Source organism: Rhodococcus sp. 15-2388-1-1a, from assembly GCF_002259145.1.
Classification (GTDB): domain Bacteria; phylum Actinomycetota; class Actinomycetes; order Mycobacteriales; family Mycobacteriaceae; genus Rhodococcoides.
Genome location: NZ_NPFP01000032.1, coordinates 230424 through 247112 on the forward strand (window position 1 = coordinate 230424; position 16689 = coordinate 247112).

Consider the following 16689-nt stretch of genomic DNA (forward strand, 5'->3'; position numbering starts at 1 on the left):
CCGGCGCCGATTCTCGGGTGCACGCGGTCATCCACCTGCCTCGATCAACGTCCGCAGCTTCGGAGTCCCCGACGTCGGCACCACAATCGGATGCGGCCCCGACGTGAATCCGATGAACTCGAGCCACACCCGATACGGCCCCGGGTCGAGGTTGACGGTGAACGCACCCGTCGCCGGCACCAGCACCGGGAACTTCACACCGAGGATGGTGAAAGCACCGTCGGCGCTGCCGTGCATACCGACGGACTGGAACTTGACGGTGCCCTGGACACCGCCGAGCATGCCGTTGCGGAACTGTTCGGTCACTGTGGTCACTGCACTGTCCTCACGTCGGGTTCGGTGCCAGAGGAGGCCCGCCACCGGGGCGCGGGAACGGCGGTGGCGGCGGGAGGGTCCAGCCGTGAGCTCGGGCCTCGGCCATGACCTCGCCCTGCCACTCGCGTTCCTTCTCCGCCCAAGTCTCGATGACGGACAGGCGCTGACCCATCGCATTCACCAGTGCGGGGTTCATCAGCTGCATCGCGGTCTGCACGAGCGTTTCCCCGGCTGTCGCTTCGCCGTTCGCTGCGTCGGCTGCCATCTTCCGGGACTCGCTGCGCCACTGCCAGAACTTCGTGCCCAGGACAGCGAGGCCGAGGGTCGAGACGATGCCGAACACCTTGCCGACGGTGTCTAGGAGCGATACCGCGTCAGTCACCTCCGGGCCCTCCGATCTTGTCGTCCGGATCGGCAAGTGGGGCCGGGGTGGCGGACTGCGGGTTGACGAGGGCACGGTTGAGCTTGCGGAGGTCACGCCAGATGCGGCGTCCACGGCGCAGTGACGCGACGAGGATCGCCAGGCCCATCAGCATGGGGATGGTGGCGCTACGTCCTTCGAGGAGCAACACGAAGTTGCTCGAGGCGTACAGCGTCCAGCAGAGGGCGAGGATGCCGAGCACGATCGCCTCGGCCTGGCATTCGTGCCGGATGTCGGTGACGGTGCGGTCGCGGTCTGCTTTCCAGGTGGAGATTCTGCCGCCGATGCCGGCCAGGGTGATGATGCCGAAGAACACAAACGAGAACGACGGCCACGCGAGGACGATGGCGGCGGAGATGTCGGAGCCAGGGAAGACTCCGAGGATGCCGACGATGATGGACAGGTCGAAGGTGGTCTTCTCAAACTCGCCCGCGCGGCGGACGATGAGGGCACGCATCAGGCGCTCCGTCGTCGGAAAGCCCCACGGAACGCGTTGCGAATCGCCCTGAGGATTCGCCACACCAGCAGCGAGAAACGACCTGTCGACACAGACGCAGCGGCGTCGATGTGCAGCCACAACACCCAGCCGTACACCACAATCCCGGTCAGGCCTGCGGTCGACTGTGTGAACGCCGCGACCAGGAATGCCGACACGAACAGTGCGTAGCCGGTGGATGCCGCCATGTAGGCGTGGAACAGCAGGCGGTGCCACCACCTGTTCGCGACGAGCAAGGCGACGGACAGGATGAGGAACCCGATACCCCAGACCACTTCGCCGCCGGTCGCGACGACGGTGGTGTACGAGGGGCCACCCACACGGCGAGGGCCACCGAGAAGCATTACTGCTCCCAGTGGCCCTGCCAGGCATGCGGCCCGGAACGGTGACAGTGCACCGACCTCGGATGCCATGGATCAGTCCTGCGCTGCCTTGTGGGTGTCCCAGAGTGCGATCAGTTCGGTGCGGTCCTCGGCGGTGACGTCCTCGGGGATGTCGACGCCTTGTTCTTGGAGGAATGCGAACCATTCGTCGCCGCCGGAACCCTTGCCGCCGCGGGGCGGTTCGTCGACGGTCTCTTTCGGTGCGGTGGTCGGTGCCTCGGCGTCGACGTCGGTGGCATCGACTGGTTCCTCGGCGGGGGCGGTGGGTGCTCCGGATTCGGTGGAGCCGTTGACGTCGACGTGGCCGGCGGGCTCGTCGCCCTGAGCCTCGTCCTTGCCCTCTGCTTCGGTACCGGCATCGGCGTCGTCCGGATCCTCGTCGTAGTCGGCGAGGTCGACCGTCGAATTACCGATACCGAGCTTCGCGGCAAGCTCGTCGGATATGACGAAAGCTGTTGTTGCACCCGAAGTGTCGGTCGCGACATCTGACGGATGATCAGCGGCGGCGAGGAGCTGGCGCGCCAATGCGGGAACGTCGGTATCGGGGCCTGGGATGATCGTGGGCATAGCGTTCTCCTCTACAGGGTGACCGGTACAGCAGCGCGGACACGGTCGTCCCACGCCGGGACAAAGGTGCGTTCGGCGATCGAGAAGATCTCGTTGTTCGATCGGTCGAACGCGGCTGCGTAGCTGTCGGGCCGGTACGTCACTTCGGTGCGGCGCACCACAACCGGGCCTGTCGCTACGAGCCATGCAGTCCCCGCAGCCGGTGCAGCACCGGTCGGGGAGGTTCCCGGGTACGCGCCGAAAGAGAGGCGGTTACCGAGGGCGGTGACCTTGCGGCCGGATTCGGTGTCCATCTGATGCTTCTCGGCGAAGTAGGCACCGAGCTCGCGGGGAGCATGGATGACACCGATACCGACACCGGAGTCGTTGATGTGCTTCTCCAACAGTCCGATCCCCGCGACGAGAGACACCGCGGTCTGGGACAGGACATCGGTTTCGACGGGGTCCATCAGCCGCAGCTTCAGGTCGTTGTCACCCCACAGGACACGTTCGAGTGCGGCCTGCTCACCGCCGGCCAACGCCTGACGGGTGTGCTCGAGCATCTCCGCTTCGGACAGGCCGACAGCGCGGCACGTGAACCCGTTGTAGACGGTAATCGGGGATGCCTCGGTGACCGGCAGACCGTCGTCGACGGTGACCGGGTCGGACGGTCCGGTGTGGCATTCGTACGGGGTGTACTTCGCCGCACCGGGAGGCGGTGTCTGGAACTCGACACCGTTGCGTTCGTGCGGGTCGGTGATGGTAATGAGGTCCGCGGCGGACAACAGTCCATACCGGGACGCCGTCACCGGTGGTGCGGCGACGTACTTCGGGGGCGCGATGACCGCCACGGTTCCTCCTGCTCAGTGAATAGGACTGGGACTACCTCGGGCCACCCGTTGGATCGGTGGCCCGAGGTAGGTCTCAGGCGGGAGGAGCGATCAGACCCTGAGCAGTCAACGCGGCCGGTGCACCCGTCACACCGTTCGTTGCCAGTGGCAGCGTCGCGACGTAAGACAGGTACTGGCGACGCTTCACGAGCAGCTTCTCCTCGGCGAACAGCACCAGGAAGTCGTTGACCTTGATGTTCGTCGAGTCGTACACGGCGTTGAGGGTGATGACGTCACCGCGGCCACGGATGAATGCACCGGGGGCGTGGATGATCGCCTTCACCGACGTCGGCCATGCGGTCGGCACAGCTGCGCCACCGAACCCGGTCGTGATGCCGGTGTAGGCGTCCTGCCAGTCGTAGAGCCACTGGACCGACAGGTTCCGCTGCGTGAACCACGCCGAGATCTGCTGATCGGTGATGTTCAGTGCCTCGTTGCGCGACCACCCGGAGGTGACCGCCAGATCAGCGCGAAACACTTCCTTCACCCACAAGGGAAGCTTCAGCTCGAGAGCCATGGTGTCGGCGGCGCGGTACTTGTACCGGTAGTGCGTCGCGAGGAGCGACAGACCGTTGAGCACCGCGGTGGAGGCCGACGGCCCGAACGCCAGAGTGCCGGCCGAGGTGGACTGCGCCTCGACCTGACGGATCGACTCGGCGTTCACCTTGTGGGCGTGCGCGACGAGTGCACCGCGGGTGACGCGCTGCGTCAGCTCCGGGTACGCATCGTTCTGCAGAATGCCTGCCTCGATGCCGGTGTGGACGACACCGGCGCGGGTGTCCTCGAAGTTGGTGCACGGCACCCGGTATACGGCCTTCGTGTATCCGGCGATGGCCTCGGCTTCGGTCTTGACGACACCGATGCCTGCACCCGAGAAGAGGGTGGAGAAGTCGGGGCCCTCGGTGGTGCGGATGCCGCCACGGTTGACCTGGACCTCGGGGAGATCGATCAGGTTGGTGATCGCCTCCAGCTCACCGGCGAGTTCGTAGATGGTCTCCGACGGCGAGCACCAGCCACCCGAGGCGACGAGCGATCCACCGGGAAGGCGGGATTCGTCAGTGGCGAGTGCGATGGCGGCTTCGTCACCGTCGCGGCCTTCGACGCCCAGCTCCTTCGGGAACATGTTCGAGATCGATGCGATGCCCGCCGAGACACGCTGGCCGGAGCCACGAATGTCGTCGGGGCCTGCACCACCGGCAACTGGGCCGAGGGGCAGTGCCTTCATGCGGGACACGGCAGCCATGGTGAGGCCTTCGATGCCGTCGAGGCTCGATCCCATCGAGACACCGGGGACGTCGGCGGCGGCAGTGATGACCGACAGTGCCGAGCTGCGCTGCTCCACAGGGGCGGTCGCCCTCGGGGCCGTCGCCTTGATGGCAGCGAGATCGACGCGTGCGCGACGACGGGGGGTCGGGGTGTTCGATGCGGCGAGGGACTCGGCCGGTGCAGCATCGGCAGGTGCTTCGCCTGCGGGAGCGGCATCGACGGGTGCGATGTCGGTGCCACCTTCGGGGTGGACCTCGGCAGCAGCGTCAGCCGGTGCGGCGTCACCCTCGGCCGGAACCTCGGCGTCGGTCGGTGCGGGCTCACCCTCGGCGGGTGCAGCCTTGGTGACCTTCGCCTTCAGCTCGTCGAGCTTCGCAGCGCGATCGGTGACGACCTGCTGACGACGACCCTGCTCAGCTCCGAGGCCTTCGATGACCTCACCGAGCAGCTCGACAGCGGTGGTCGCGTCGTCGGAATCCTTTGCGCCGTCGAACAGTTCGTTGAACTGCTTCAACGCTTCCTTGTTCAGGGCGGAGATATCGAGTGTGGGGTGTTCTGCGAGGAAAGCAGTCAGGGCTTCGATGCCTTTGCCGGCTTCGGCTTCCTGCACTGCGTTGACGAGATCCTGAAGGGTGATGTCCACCGCGGGCCTCCTGCGGGTATTCGGGCAACAAGTGCCCGGCCCGAGGCCAGCGGCGGTACATCGCACACTCTATCTTGTGGCGCGCCTGTTGGTCGTGAACCTACTGTTCGATCCTCAGGTACGACCCTCCGGAGGCGTTCGCGGACGCCTGAGCTTCCGCTGCGGTCCCGTACGTGCGGACCGTGCCGTCGGGCATCGTCACCTGATGGATGACGCTTCTCCGCTTACCGCAATTGCATCCCATGGTCAGAACCCGCTTTCTTGTCCGATGATGGTGTCGAGGTGGGCACGGATCTGTGCCCGCACTTCTGGTGTAGCAGCCGAGTCGTCCAGCCCTGCACGCACGTTCAACCCGCGGCGTGCGACATCAGCGACGAGGGTCGGCATCGCGGCAGTATCGAAGTCGTGGTCGGTCAGGATCGAGACGTCTGCGTACAGCTCTGCGATCTCGCTGTTGGTCATCTCGTTCAGTCGCCGACGTGGCCCGAAGATGTCGGGGTCGGTGGGTCGTGGTTCCTCGCGACGGTGGCGTTCGAGTGCGTCGTTGAACAGTTGCCCCATCTGCGCGTATTCACTGTCGGGGTCGATCTCGTGCTCACCGCCTGGTCCGATACCCGTGTGCAGGAACCGTGCGTTGATGCCGTCGCGGATCAGATCGGTTTCGGCGGCGGCGATGTCGTAGTCGCTCAGTTTGCCCTGCAGGAGCCCTTCGGTGCCCCGCTTCTTCCCTGCCTCGTATTCGCTCCACGAGTTCCATTCGCACAGTGCGCGGGTGATGTCGTACATGTCCTTCCTGGGGACCGCGTCGACGTCATCGCCCTTGTATTTCTTCTCGAAGCCTTCAGGGAGGGGGTCCGCCTTGTCATCGCCGCCTGACTTCGCTGCAGGCTTGTCAGAGTCCGGGGTGTCGGGTCCGTCGGTGATGATGATCGACCCCACAGGCTGGCCGTAATGCCGTGCGCCCTCGGGGGTTTCGACGCGACGGTGCCGACCCGCAGCAGTGAGCGCATCCAGGTTCTGGACCCGGTCGCGGACGAGGGACAGACGGCCCATGCGGGCGCGTGACGCAGCGAGAGCGAGGCGGTCTTTCTTGTCACCGTCCCGCTTCTTACCGGGCCACTCCCCCTTCACCTTCCGGTAGTAGGTGGCCGCGAGCCCGTTGATCTGTTCGGGTGTCATCTCGTCGGCGGGGATCTCTTTCTTCAGCTCCCGCACCAGCGTCGTGAACGGGTGCGGTGACTCGGCCCAACGGGCGAGACCCTTGCCTTCGGTCCAATACCGTTCGAGGGGCTTGGCTTTCTGGTCGTCGGTCTTCGCTGCGGTACCGACACGGCGGGATAGCAGGGACAGGCGTGCGTTGCGGACGCGTTGCGCTGCATGGCCGCAGCGGGTCGCCCGGTCGGCTCGTGCGATGACCTGATCGATGGCGATGCGCTTGGTGACCGGCGCCGGTTTCGGCTCCACCTCAGGCTCGGATGGGGACAGGTCGACGAACGCCGACGACGCGATGAGGGTCTGACGGCCCTCGCCGACGTACGCCCGGTTGCCGGCCGGTGCCATGAACCCGGGACTGTTCACGGACAGCACAGCGATGAGCTCGAGGCGCGGCGATGTGCGGGCGTTGGGCCGCAGCTTCCGCCAGTCCCCCGACACTGCCGAATGCTGCACGGTGTGGATCTGCTCCTCGGACAGTCCAGGGAGGAGGCGTCCGGAGACGAACGGGCCGTGTTCGCCGTTGCGGCAGCGGACGAGTGCGCCGACGGTTCCGGTGTTGTCGTAGTGGGCGAGGGTGCCCTGGACGCCGAGGCGGTGGCCGGCGTGGCCGGTGCCGAACGTGATCTTCCCGACCCGTGTCATGCCAGCGGTGGTGGCGACGGGTCCGCCTTGGTGGAAGGCGTTGTAGTCGTCGTCCGGGTAATACGGCGGCGAGACGCACGCATCGGGGAATGCGGCGTGGCAGCCGTCCCACGGCGCGATGTGCCCGTACACGCGGCCGTCGTCGGTGACGGTGACCATCGTGTACTCGTCGGGTTCGGGCTGCTCGAAGTCCGCTGCGTCGTAGACGATCCCCGATGCGACGAGTGCCTCGCCGATGGGTTCGAGGGAAATGTCGCGGACGTCGACGTCGGCGAAGCTGATACGGATCCGGTCGAAGCGAATCGGGCCGGTCTCGGTCAGCTCCGACACATCGAGGCCGTAGCCGGCGGTGACGTGCGGCAGATAGTTGTCGTACGGCTCGGGGATCTCCGGGGTGTCGGTGTCGGCGAGGGCACCATCGACCGCGGCCTTCAGCCCGGACAGACCATCGGCTTCGACGAGGTACACCGAGCACGGTTCGTCACCGTCCGGATTGAATCGTGCATGCCCCATGACCGACCCGAGCAGAGGCGACGCGTAGCCGAGCTCCCGGACAGCAAGTTCGAGGGCGTCGCGTTGCGTGTCGTCCCAGTCGGCCGCGGTGCCGAGGAACGTCAGGGTCGTGTGCAGGACCTCGGGTGGTTCGTAGCCGTCGACGGCGAGGCGGGCGCAGTCCTCCTCCGACGGGACGAGGGCGATCATGGCACCGGTGTGGACCGCCGCGGCAGCGACGAGGGCTTCCTTCGCGTGGACGGGGGTGAACTCCTCCCCGAACACGGGCTCGATGCGTGCCGACTCGAACGCGGGACTGGAGACGAGGGTGACGCCCATCAGCTTCCACGACGGGACGCGGTAGAGCACCTCGCGGACGTCGGGGCCGGGTGGTGGTTCGCCTTCCGCGCCGGCATCCACCCATGCCTGGTGTGCGGCTTCGAGTTCGGCGAAGACCTCGTCGGTGATGACTTCGTCGTTGGAGTCGAGGGGGACTTGTTCGACGGAGATGTCGGACATGTCAGCGGACACCCACCCGGCCATTCCGCGGCCCAGCCGTGCCGCCCAGTCACGCGCCTCCGGGTCGTCCAGATCGAACGGGCCCTCCGCCCACACGTGCCCGTCTTCGACCCACACGCGGGTGATGAGACCGACGACGGCGGAGCCCTTGTGTGCGTCGTCGAGGTACTTCTGCGCGTTCAGTGGCTGCGGTAGTGGACGGACGAGTGGTTCGGCACCGTCGGCGAGGGAGTACTCGCGGCGGTCACCGGAGCGGGTGTTGACGGGCAGGATCGGGCCACGCCACCCCGTCGGCAGTGCTGCCTCGAGGGAATCCTCGGCGGGTGCCATCGTCGGTGCGGTCATTCTGGTCTCCTCGCTGCACAGGGGAACATTGCAAACTGTATCCCGCACACTCAGCTGGTCGGCGGTACTACTTCGGCTTCGACGGTCGGCGGGTTCTCCCCGTAGGTGACTGCGGTGACGGCGAGGACGGTGCCGGCCGCGAGCAGCAGGACGGGCGGTAGGTCGGTGTCGGGGATCGACGGCAGCCACAGGCCCGGGGTCCCGGCGGGGACGGAGATGGACACGTTGACCGCGCCGCCACCAGTGGGTGAGGGTGCACGGTTGGGTGCGAGCGTCGTCGGCAGGAACTCGGGGACGGTGACCTGACTGCCGACGACAGTGTTGAGTCCACCGTTGGCGATACCGAACACCTCGGTGGAGTCGGGGATGCCGTGCCACACCTCGACGTCGTCGACAACGGTGGACGCGTCGATCAGTTCCGTCAGATCGTCGGCCAGCTCGAACGATGCACTGTCGGCGGGGGCGACCTTCAGCCATTCCTCGACGGCCCGGACACGCTGCGGGGTGGCGGCGGACTCTACGAGGACGGCAGGCGCAGGCGCTTCGCTCGGGCTGTCACCCTCATCGGGATCCGCGTCGGGATCATGATCATCTTCCGGGTCTTCGGGGTCTGCCATCCGATCGACGCCATCCACAGTATGTGCACGGTCGTCTCCGTCGTCGTCCACTTCGTGTTGCACGTCTGGACCTGGATCGTCGTCGTCGAGCACGTCGACATCCAGTTCAGGCCCGTCAGCCGGTGCAGCCACCCGGTCAGCATCGCGTCGAGAGTCCGCTTCGGTTCGGTCATCGGGTGTCCTGTCCGTGGGTGTGGGTTCGTCGACTACTTCGCCGGCGAGTTCTCGTTTCAGGCGGGCGACAGCTGCTTCGGTGTCTGCTGTGTCGTCGGGGCCGAGGCGTGCGGCTCGGGGTGCGACGCCGCGGCCACCCCAGATGCCTTGCAGTTCGGACTGCATTTCGGCGCCGGTGAGGATGCGCATGCTGCACCGGCAGTTGATGGTTTCGTGGGCGGGCCCGAACGGGTCGGCGGGATGCTGCAGCTCGGAGACCCCGACGGTGAACGGATCACGCAGGCGCACCATCTGCCCTTCGGCGACCGCATGGGTCAGTCGGGTCCGTTCGTCCGACGTCGCGAGCCACGCCTTGTAGAGGGCCTCGCCGGTGGTGTCCTCGCGGGCCTGAGCTGCCGCGAGCGTCCCCGCGTTCATTGCGCCCTGGATCTCGGTGCGGGCGATGCGTCGGGCCTTCCACTGCCACTCCAGGTTGCGTTCCTCGTGCTGGTCCCACAGTTGCCGACGGCGCGCTTTCAGCCCTCCGATCTCCTGCCGGGGCGTCTCCTCGTCGGCGAGCTTCCGGTCGATCTCCGAGATGTCGGCGCGGACACGACGAGCCGGGGCGTCGATGCCGAGGACCATGCCGATGCGGTCCTGCACCTGATCGATCGACTCACCTTCGGCCATCGCCTCGAGCAGCTCCGGCCGCAGTTCCTCGAACGCGCCTTCCGGCCAGATGACGAGCCGGTCATGCACCTCGGCCATGTGCCGTTCCTGGTAGTGAACGGGGCTGATGTCGGCGATGCGGGACTCGGCGCGGAACTGCTCACCGAATGCTTCGGCGAGGACGGGTTCGACGTTCTCGGTCAGCGCGCGCGCCCACACGGCGAACGAGGCCTGCACGTTGTCTATGTCAGGTGGTTCGTTGTCGGCGGCGGCGGTGAGGACGTCGACGGGTTGATGGAGCACCAGCGCACGAGCAGTGTCGAGCCAGCGGGTCATCGCATCGATGAGGGCGGCGTGGACCTTGCGTTCGCCGGCGCGGAGGCGTGCGTCGTAGCGTGCCCGCTGGATCAGGTGCGGGTCACGCCGCGGCGGCACGGTGGCGTCCCACGTAGCCGTAGCGGCGATGCCACATGTCGATCGCCCACGTCACGACGGCCTGCAGGTCGGCCATCACATCAGACCTGCACGGTGCGCGACCCACCAGCTGAACTTTTCCCACGCGTCCGGATCTTCGACCATCCACGCGGTCACCACCTTTGCGACGTTCGCGTTCCGGATGTCGGTGTCGGGGGTGAGGCAGGCGACGACGAGCTGCGCGAGGATCGGCGCGGACACGTTCTCGGTAAGCCAGGCGACGGCCTCGGCCTCGGTGGCGTTCGGATCGAATGCGGTCACAGTGAGTCCTCCAGGACTGCCGCGAGCGCGGCCTTGGTGTGGGGGGTACGACGCACCAGCAGTTGCCGCACGTAGCGGTCGCAGATGGCGTACAGGTCGGGGCGTTCGGGGAGCACCAACGTCAGGTGCTCCCACGCGCCCTTGAGGATCGAGTCGCAGTCGGCGGTGGTGTTCGCGTTGATCAGCTGCGTGTAGATCAGGTAGTCGGGGGTGGAGTCGATGAGCTGTTTGCGTCGTTCCCTCGAGACGTTGCGGCAGCGTTTGCCGGCCATCTCGAGTGCCCGCAGGACTGCCATTTCGCAGGCGAGGAAGACGGGGTCTTCGGTGGTGCTGACGGTCACAGTTCTTCCCCTGGTCCGGCGTCGCCTTGCGCTGGTGCGGTGTCCTGCCGTGTCGGCAGCGGATTGTCGTTGCCCGACGGTGCGGCGTCGGGTGGGGTGTCGTTCACTTCCTCGGGGGTGTCGTCCGGGACGATCCCCGACAACGCAGCGAGGACATCCGCTGGAAGGTTCGGGATCAGGTACGGCAACAGGGCCGGACCGAGCTGTGGCTGCGCAGCGACGAGAGCCCACAGTTCCCGCGTGGCGCGTTCCTTCTCGTCGGGCATGTCACCGGCACCGAACCCGTTCTCACGCAGCAACGACTCGGCGGACAGTTCCTTCTTGTCGAACAGGGACTGCGCGTCCTTCGACCGGTCCGGACGCAGTTCGAGGGTCGAGGCGTCGACCCAGATCTGATACAGGTGCGCGTCGGGGACACCGAGCTGCTCGAGCGCCGGCTGATACCAGCCGACCGTCAACGCGTGAGCGATCGTCGCGGCCGTCGGCAGCACCGTGAGGGTCACTTCGTCTTCGGAGATCTGCCACGCCGACCAGTGATTCGCGCCAGCGGACATACCGAGGAGCACCTCGGGTGGGGAGTCCATGCCGAGCGCGATGCGCCTGATCTCCTCGGAGCGGAGGTCCTTCGCCTGCGGGTCCAGTGGGGTGGAGAACGTGATGTGCTTGATCTTGTCGACGAACTCGGCCGGGACCTTCGCGATCAACGGGACGAGCGCCGCAGCCGAGTCGGGTTCGGACAGGGCGGTCATCATCATGTCCATCAGGTCCGCGACGAACGGATCGATGTCGTCCTCGTCGTCGCGCTCCGGGTCGCCCTGCCCGGACATGGTCACGATCTCGTTCGGGACGAGCAGCAAACCGGCACCCGCCAGCCGGGATTCGACCTGAGCACTGGTGTGCTTCGACAGCTCCCGCAGCGTCCTCGCCGACGACAGGACCGCACGTGCCGAGCAGTCCGGCAGTGCCGACTGCTCGGGGTCGGGGAGCCAGCAGCGGATGACGAGTTCGTCGTCGCGGAGCTTGCGGGGTTCGATGCCGTTGTTGACGGTCCACGATTGGCCGGCACCGGTCAGCTCGGTCGTCGACATCGGGTCGAAGCGGTGCTGCCCGTCTTCGTCCTGGGAGACGACGAGGAGGCTTTCGCCGGTGAAACCGAGCTGCTGCGCGGCCCGCTTCACGGACTGCTGTGTCCGTGCCCTGGATCCGAACATGCTGTTCGACAGGTCGAAGGCCGGGCCGTCGGTGACGGGCTGTGGGTCTGCGGTCGGGTCGTCGATCTTCGCGCCGAAGAACCGCACCTGTGAGACAGCGCGGGCGGGTCGGTCACCGGCGAAGCGGAACTCGCCGACCTGGTTGCGGAGCTCCCACGATTCGGTCTGCCACGTCATCTTCTTGTACTGCGGTTTCGACGACGCTGCGACGTTGCCGCCGTGGATGATCTTCGCCGCCGCTACGAGGGACCTTGTCTGGTCGGGGCCGTCGATGCCGATGTGCGCGACGACAGCCCCGGGGACATTCCGGGACTTGGTGCGGGTCACCGACATACGGCGTGACCGTTCCGCCACTCTCGCCTGCGCGGCCTCGGTGGCTGCGGTGGATTCGGGGCGTCGCCGGAACCGACGACCTGGGGCGGTCACTGGTCACCGTCCAACCACGTCGACGCGATACCGACGAGCCACGAGATCGACAGGCATGCCGCCGGGATCAGGAACCCCGAATGCTCCCCGAAAAACCACGCCGTCGTCCCGATCGCGCCACCGATGTAGATGGACAGGCACCACGGGCACCCGATCAGATACGCAAGATCATGGTCAGGCCCGAACCGTCCGATGAAGAACGCCCGCACCCGGCGCGTCAGGTAGTCGTCGGATATGAACCTCGTGACCCGCAACGTGGCACCGAGCGCCAACAGGAACACCGTGAACGTCATGCACCAGCACCTCTACGAGTCGACCAACTGACAAGGGGAACAGTGCAAGAGTATCCCTGCACACTCGAAGCCTGCGTCAACCGAACAAACCAGGTTGCTCGGCGACGGGTTGAGCGGTCCCGTATTCGATGGTGAGGATCTGCTCGACCCACGTCCTGTGGCCGTGACTGTCGTGATGGCGGGCGGCGACGGCCTGCGCGTTCGGGGTCGTCCACTCGATTGAGCAGCGTGCACACCCGGCGGTCACGGACCGGGAGGTCGAGGTCTGCCGGTTCATTCCGGCACCGACATATCGCACGGCTGAATCGAGTAGCCGTCGAGCAGGGAAGGATTCTCGTTGCGAATCTTTTCGATGAGCCAGTCTGGCAGCAGGAAGCGCGACCCCAGTTCTGAGTGGGACACCCAACTCGCTGTCATCGTCGCGTCCAGGTCTGTCCGCAGGAGCAGGTGACGACGAACGCGTACACGTACTCACCGCCGTCGTGACGAGGTGCGGTGACACCCCGCCACGACTGATGATGCCCACGCAGGCGATGCAGCCAGATCATCGGACGTCTTGCCCTGCCGCGTGGCCGAGCAGGTGCCACCATCGCGCTCGGGCCTGGCGTTGCGTGAACGAGAGCGTTCGGTCGTCGGCGGTGGCCGGCACCCACACTTTCGTCGAGTGAATGCGGTCCAGTGCGACGGGGCCAGCCTCGGTGTGGGCCCGGTCGTACGTCTCGCTCCCGAAGTAGGCGACTGGGCAGCCGCGGCCGTCGTCACGGAACACGACCCCGACATGAGGCTCGAAGGTGAACGACCATCCGGACACGAATGTTGCGTGATTCCTGTCGACGCGGTCAGCCCAGCACCGCAGACGCCACCCGAGTCGGGCACGCCAGCCTGCGCGCTTCACCGTCCGGCCGTGCTTCTGTATGGGTTCGACGCGGGGAACTGCGCAGTCGACCCTTCGTCCCAGGCGCGGGCCGCGAGCGTCTCGGCGGCTTTCTCGATGACGCGGTACTGCTGGCTGAGGTTGGCGATCCGATTGTCGAGGACACCGATGTGCTGGTAGACGCGGATCAGCATCTCCTCCTCGGCGGTCATGACGCCGGGCTCACTGCTCTGCGTGTTCAATGCTGCCGCGACGAGCTCGTCGAGTTCGGTGCGCTCTTCCTCGGTCAGGGCCAGCCGGTCGTTCGCTCCGCCGCTCATGAAAGCTCCTCGATTGGTGTTCCGCGGTAGAGGCAGTCGCCGCTACTCGTCGGTTCGTAGGGTGGGTGGAACCGTGGGTCGTCGATGCGGGATGTCCAGATGTGATCCCGCAACTCTTCGAGCTGCGGCACTGTCCATCCACGGGCGTGGATAGGTGCGCACCAGCCGCCCGCGTTGATGACGTACTCGCCTGTGCGCGGGTCGAAGCCATACAGTTCGGCGATCTCCTTCAGGTCCATCCGAAACTCCGCCAACGCATCTTGCCAAGCAAGGTTCGGGTCGGAGTAGACGTCTACGTACGACGTGTAGTAGTTGAAGCACCGCCGCTCAGCCTTCTCCACTTCGGCTTCGATGATCTCGTCCTGGTTCATCCGTTTCGCCTCCACCACTTCTGGTAGGTGTCGACGAGCCACGCGTCGAGCTGCTTGGTGTCGACCTTGTTGGGTAGGTCAGCGGTACGCCTGAGGGTGACGAGCTGGGCCTGAAGGTCGGCTGCACGGTCGAGGGCTTCCTCTTTCGTGTGCTCCCCACGACGCAGCTCGAGGAGCCATGTCCGGTCCGGTTCGGGGATCGGGAGGGTGATCTTGCCGGTGGTGAGCAGTTCGACGCCCTGGATGCCGAGACGCACCATGTGGTACGCGAACTTCGTGTCGAACCCGAACACCTCGACGAGCTCGGGCCGGTTCGTGTGCCGGCGGCCACGGAGGCCCTGCATCTGTTCCCGCTGCGATGTCAGGTACCCGGAGAACCGTGCCGCGGCCTGACGGGACAGGAACAGTTCCGGGCGCTGTTGGATCTCGTAGCCGGGGCCGTCGATGTGCACGACCTCGGACGGTGGCAGGTACATCATCAGCAGCACCGTCGGATTCCCCGCAGCGGTCAGGCGGGCCCACTTGCGGAGGGAGTAGACGACGAGGTCCAGATCCCCCGGCCCCGACCGCGACCCCTCCGGTTGTGTCCGATATTGGAATTGCTCGAAGCGTCGATTCCCGATCACGAACTCCGGTGGCTCGATGCAGATACCCATCTCGTCGCGGTCGTCAGCACCGGTCGTCACACCATGCAGCCCAGACCCGACCTGGCCGAGGAGGATGGTGTTCTCGAACGCGAGGGTCGCGAACTCGGCGCTCCCATGCGCAAGGGTGTCAGCGTTCACGTCAGCCTTCCTTCTCGCCGCAGAATTGCGGCGGCTTCTTCGACTCGGTCCCACTGCTCGCGGTCACCGTTGTTGCGGTCGGGGTGCGCCATGGCGCGGGCCTTTCGGTACGCGTGCTCGGTGGTCTGTGCGAGCTGCGACCCGGAGACGCGTTTGATGTACCGCAGTGCGGCCTCCGGGGTTTGGCTGCTGGTGTTGGATTCGATGGCGCGCCAGCCTGTGTACTGCTCGGCGTTCGGGGTGATCCCGTAGCGGTCGATCTTCCGCAGCGCCTCCAGGGCGAGGGCGATAGCGCGGAGGTTGTCCTGCCACCGCGTGAACCGGTCACACGGGAACGACAGCGGCCCCTTGCTGGATTCGATGGCGAGGATGACACCGGGATGCGCCGGCACCGCGTTCGCTCGAGGTAGGCCGTCGAGACGGAAGTCCTGCTCCCGCATCGCGATCTGCAGGACAGCGGGAGCGTTGCGGTTACCGCCGCCGAGGTAATGCAACTCCCGGTCGAGCAGCTCCAACGTGGAGCGCCACGGTGCAGAGAAGTTCGAGCGTTGCCGCTCCCGGGTCTCGACCCCCGGCCACGCGACGATGGGGCGCAAGGTCAGCCCATGCGGGTAGTCACTCATCAGAACGGGACATCCTGGTCGAGTGGCACCTCGCGGAGTTCGCGCACGTCCCAGTAGTTCGCGACGGTCTCAAGGACTACGTCGACAAGCTCGTCACTGTTCACCGGGCGGGGTGACTGAACTGCTGTTGCAATGGTGGCCGCGACCTTCCCGCGTGCTTCCACTTCGCGAGCCTGCCGCCCCTTCTCGGCTACGAGTGCATTCGCGGCAATGCCCTGTTGGTTCGCGCGAAGCCATCCGACGATGGAGTCGAAGTCGCTGAAGCTGGGTCTCGACATCAGTGGGTCACCCTTTCTTGTCGTGCGATGTGGTCGAGGCGGTCGAGTCCGTCGGCTTCCTCCTGCGCGAGGATCACGGCCTGGACGTAACCGCCGAACCCGATCGCGAGGCGTGCCTTGTTGCGGGGGTCCGCCTTGCAGATGAGGGCGATGAGGTCGCCCATGAATCCGCCGGCGGGGTAGCCGCGGCTGCTGTCGAAGTAGTGGACGACTTGGTTGGCGATCTCCGGTGTGATCACTGGCCGGCCTCGTCTGCGATCCGGTCAATCCGCGCTGTGGCAGCATGGCAAGCCGTCGCGAGATCGGTCGCTGAGACAGCGAGGACGACAGTTCCCTGGTGCACCGTGTGCTCGTCTCCGGCTTCATCGAGGATGTCGATCGGCGTGTCGTCTCGGACGATGATGGACCAGCCGTACCGGTTGCTGACGACGTCGGTGTGCCAGATCTTGCCGCCCTGCCCGAGGTCCTCTTTCAGGGTGGCGAGGTGGCTTTGCAGAACCTTGAGGGTGCTCACTGAGGGACCTCCTGTATGTCGAGTGGGACGCGGTTGCGGTGGCTCACTTCGATGCGGCCGGCTTCGAGTTCGCTGCAGAGTTCCTCGCATGATTCGTCGGTGGTGGTGTCCCAGCCCTGGCCGATGAGGTTGCACGGGCCGCGGACTGATTTGCGCCAGTCGACGATGCAATAGAAGTCGGTGCCCTTCGGTTTGAAGTCCGCTTGGCGCGTGAGAACTGCGTAGTGAGGGCTAGTTGCGCGGACCGTGTAGGGGCGGCGTGGTTCGCCGATAAACGTCACCTTGTCGCCGATCGCCATTTCTGCG

22 protein-coding genes are annotated in these 16689 nt (G+C 66.1%); all 22 read right to left on the minus strand.

Annotation, left to right across the window (positions count from 1 at the left end; all coding sequences use genetic code 11):
- Positions 1-27: 27 nt before the first annotated feature.
- Positions 28-315: a hypothetical protein gene (locus CH302_RS19345; RefSeq protein WP_037193283.1), complete on the minus strand. Its 288-nt coding sequence runs from the start codon at positions 313-315 to the stop codon at positions 28-30.
- Positions 316-325: 10 nt separating this feature from the next.
- Entirely contained in the window at positions 326-697 is a 372-nt protein-coding gene (locus CH302_RS19350) for a hypothetical protein (RefSeq protein WP_037193287.1), read from the minus strand.
- On the minus strand, positions 690-1193 hold the full coding sequence (locus tag CH302_RS19355; RefSeq protein WP_037193289.1) for a hypothetical protein: 504 nt from the start codon (positions 1191-1193) through the stop codon (positions 690-692). Before CH302_RS19355 ends, CH302_RS19350 begins: the two co-directional genes overlap by 8 nt.
- The gene (locus CH302_RS19360) at positions 1193-1645 is read right to left on the minus strand and encodes a hypothetical protein (RefSeq protein ID WP_141216687.1); all 453 of its coding nucleotides are present in this window, start codon (positions 1643-1645) and stop codon (positions 1193-1195) included. Before CH302_RS19360 ends, CH302_RS19355 begins: the two co-directional genes overlap by 1 nt.
- 3 nt (positions 1646-1648) lie before the next feature.
- Positions 1649-2182 (minus strand): hypothetical protein, encoded by a 534-nt coding sequence (locus CH302_RS19365; protein WP_037193291.1) that lies wholly within the window; start codon positions 2180-2182, stop codon positions 1649-1651.
- An 11-nt stretch (positions 2183-2193) separates the two neighbouring features.
- On the minus strand, positions 2194-3012 hold the full coding sequence (locus tag CH302_RS19370; protein ID WP_037193292.1) for a hypothetical protein: 819 nt from the start codon (positions 3010-3012) through the stop codon (positions 2194-2196).
- A gap of 73 nt (positions 3013-3085) precedes the next feature.
- On the minus strand, positions 3086-4960 hold the full coding sequence (locus CH302_RS19375) for a major capsid protein (protein WP_052047879.1): 1875 nt from the start codon (positions 4958-4960) through the stop codon (positions 3086-3088).
- A 246-nt stretch (positions 4961-5206) separates the two neighbouring features.
- Entirely contained in the window at positions 5207-8173 is a 2967-nt protein-coding gene (locus CH302_RS19380; protein WP_141216689.1) for a hypothetical protein, read from the minus strand.
- A 50-nt stretch (positions 8174-8223) separates the two neighbouring features.
- A complete protein-coding gene (locus CH302_RS19385; protein ID WP_052047880.1) occupies positions 8224-10047 on the minus strand; it encodes a phage minor head protein in 1824 nt (607 codons plus the stop codon).
- A gap of 75 nt (positions 10048-10122) precedes the next feature.
- Positions 10123-10347 carry a hypothetical protein gene (locus CH302_RS19390; protein ID WP_037193294.1) on the minus strand — a complete coding sequence of 75 codons (225 nt, stop codon included), beginning with the start codon at positions 10345-10347 and terminating at the stop codon, positions 10123-10125.
- Positions 10344-10688, minus strand: a complete 345-nt coding sequence (locus tag CH302_RS19395; protein WP_037193296.1) for a hypothetical protein — start codon at positions 10686-10688, stop codon at positions 10344-10346. The genes CH302_RS19390 and CH302_RS19395 overlap by 4 nt, the downstream gene beginning before the upstream one ends.
- Positions 10685-12325: a hypothetical protein gene (locus CH302_RS19400; RefSeq protein ID WP_037193297.1), complete on the minus strand. Its 1641-nt coding sequence runs from the start codon at positions 12323-12325 to the stop codon at positions 10685-10687. Before CH302_RS19400 ends, CH302_RS19395 begins: the two co-directional genes overlap by 4 nt.
- A complete protein-coding gene (locus CH302_RS19405; protein WP_037193298.1) occupies positions 12322-12618 on the minus strand; it encodes a hypothetical protein in 297 nt (98 codons plus the stop codon). The genes CH302_RS19400 and CH302_RS19405 overlap by 4 nt, the downstream gene beginning before the upstream one ends.
- Positions 12619-13162: 544 nt before the next feature.
- Complete coding sequence (locus CH302_RS19415; protein ID WP_141216690.1) at positions 13163-13429, minus strand: hypothetical protein; 267 nt, start codon at positions 13427-13429, stop codon at positions 13163-13165.
- A gap of 80 nt (positions 13430-13509) precedes the next feature.
- Positions 13510-13812 carry a hypothetical protein gene (locus tag CH302_RS19420; protein WP_037193302.1) on the minus strand — a complete coding sequence of 101 codons (303 nt, stop codon included), beginning with the start codon at positions 13810-13812 and terminating at the stop codon, positions 13510-13512.
- Positions 13809-14183 (minus strand): hypothetical protein, encoded by a 375-nt coding sequence (locus CH302_RS19425; RefSeq protein WP_141216691.1) that lies wholly within the window; start codon positions 14181-14183, stop codon positions 13809-13811. The genes CH302_RS19420 and CH302_RS19425 overlap by 4 nt, the downstream gene beginning before the upstream one ends.
- Positions 14180-14968, minus strand: a complete 789-nt coding sequence (locus CH302_RS19430; protein WP_037193304.1) for a DNA polymerase beta superfamily protein — start codon at positions 14966-14968, stop codon at positions 14180-14182. The genes CH302_RS19425 and CH302_RS19430 overlap by 4 nt, the downstream gene beginning before the upstream one ends.
- Positions 14965-15591 (minus strand): hypothetical protein, encoded by a 627-nt coding sequence (locus tag CH302_RS19435; protein WP_037193305.1) that lies wholly within the window; start codon positions 15589-15591, stop codon positions 14965-14967. Before CH302_RS19435 ends, CH302_RS19430 begins: the two co-directional genes overlap by 4 nt.
- On the minus strand, positions 15591-15869 hold the full coding sequence (locus CH302_RS19440; RefSeq protein ID WP_037193306.1) for a hypothetical protein: 279 nt from the start codon (positions 15867-15869) through the stop codon (positions 15591-15593). Before CH302_RS19440 ends, CH302_RS19435 begins: the two co-directional genes overlap by 1 nt.
- Positions 15869-16108, minus strand: a complete 240-nt coding sequence (locus tag CH302_RS19445; protein ID WP_037193307.1) for a hypothetical protein — start codon at positions 16106-16108, stop codon at positions 15869-15871. Before CH302_RS19445 ends, CH302_RS19440 begins: the two co-directional genes overlap by 1 nt.
- Positions 16105-16383 carry a hypothetical protein gene (locus CH302_RS19450; RefSeq protein ID WP_037193308.1) on the minus strand — a complete coding sequence of 93 codons (279 nt, stop codon included), beginning with the start codon at positions 16381-16383 and terminating at the stop codon, positions 16105-16107. The genes CH302_RS19445 and CH302_RS19450 overlap by 4 nt, the downstream gene beginning before the upstream one ends.
- Complete coding sequence (locus CH302_RS19455) at positions 16380-16682, minus strand: hypothetical protein (protein ID WP_230596356.1); 303 nt, start codon at positions 16680-16682, stop codon at positions 16380-16382. Before CH302_RS19455 ends, CH302_RS19450 begins: the two co-directional genes overlap by 4 nt.
- Positions 16683-16689 lie beyond the last annotated feature (7 nt).

What these genes read in the sequence shown, in the direction of transcription:
- CH302_RS19355 (WP_037193289.1), bottom strand. Translation starts at nt 1,193, where the DNA reads ATGCGTGCCCTCATCGTCCGCCGCGCGGGCGAGTTTGAGAAGACCACC.
- CH302_RS19360 (WP_141216687.1), bottom strand. Translation starts at nt 1,645, where the DNA reads ATGGCATCCGAGGTCGGTGCACTGTCACCGTTCCGGGCCGCATGCCTG.
- CH302_RS19365 (WP_037193291.1), bottom strand. Translation starts at nt 2,182, where the DNA reads ATGCCCACGATCATCCCAGGCCCCGATACCGACGTTCCCGCATTGGCG.
- CH302_RS19380 (WP_141216689.1), bottom strand. Translation starts at nt 8,173, where the DNA reads ATGACCGCACCGACGATGGCACCCGCCGAGGATTCCCTCGAGGCAGCA.
- CH302_RS19405 (WP_037193298.1), bottom strand. Translation starts at nt 12,618, where the DNA reads ATGACGTTCACGGTGTTCCTGTTGGCGCTCGGTGCCACGTTGCGGGTC.
- CH302_RS19420 (WP_037193302.1), bottom strand. Translation starts at nt 13,812, where the DNA reads ATGAGCGGCGGAGCGAACGACCGGCTGGCCCTGACCGAGGAAGAGCGC.
- CH302_RS19425 (WP_141216691.1), bottom strand. Translation starts at nt 14,183, where the DNA reads ATGAACCAGGACGAGATCATCGAAGCCGAAGTGGAGAAGGCTGAGCGG.
- CH302_RS19435 (WP_037193305.1), bottom strand. Translation starts at nt 15,591, where the DNA reads ATGAGTGACTACCCGCATGGGCTGACCTTGCGCCCCATCGTCGCGTGG.
- CH302_RS19440 (WP_037193306.1), bottom strand. Translation starts at nt 15,869, where the DNA reads ATGTCGAGACCCAGCTTCAGCGACTTCGACTCCATCGTCGGATGGCTT.
- CH302_RS19455 (WP_230596356.1), bottom strand. Translation starts at nt 16,682, where the DNA reads ATGGCGATCGGCGACAAGGTGACGTTTATCGGCGAACCACGCCGCCCC.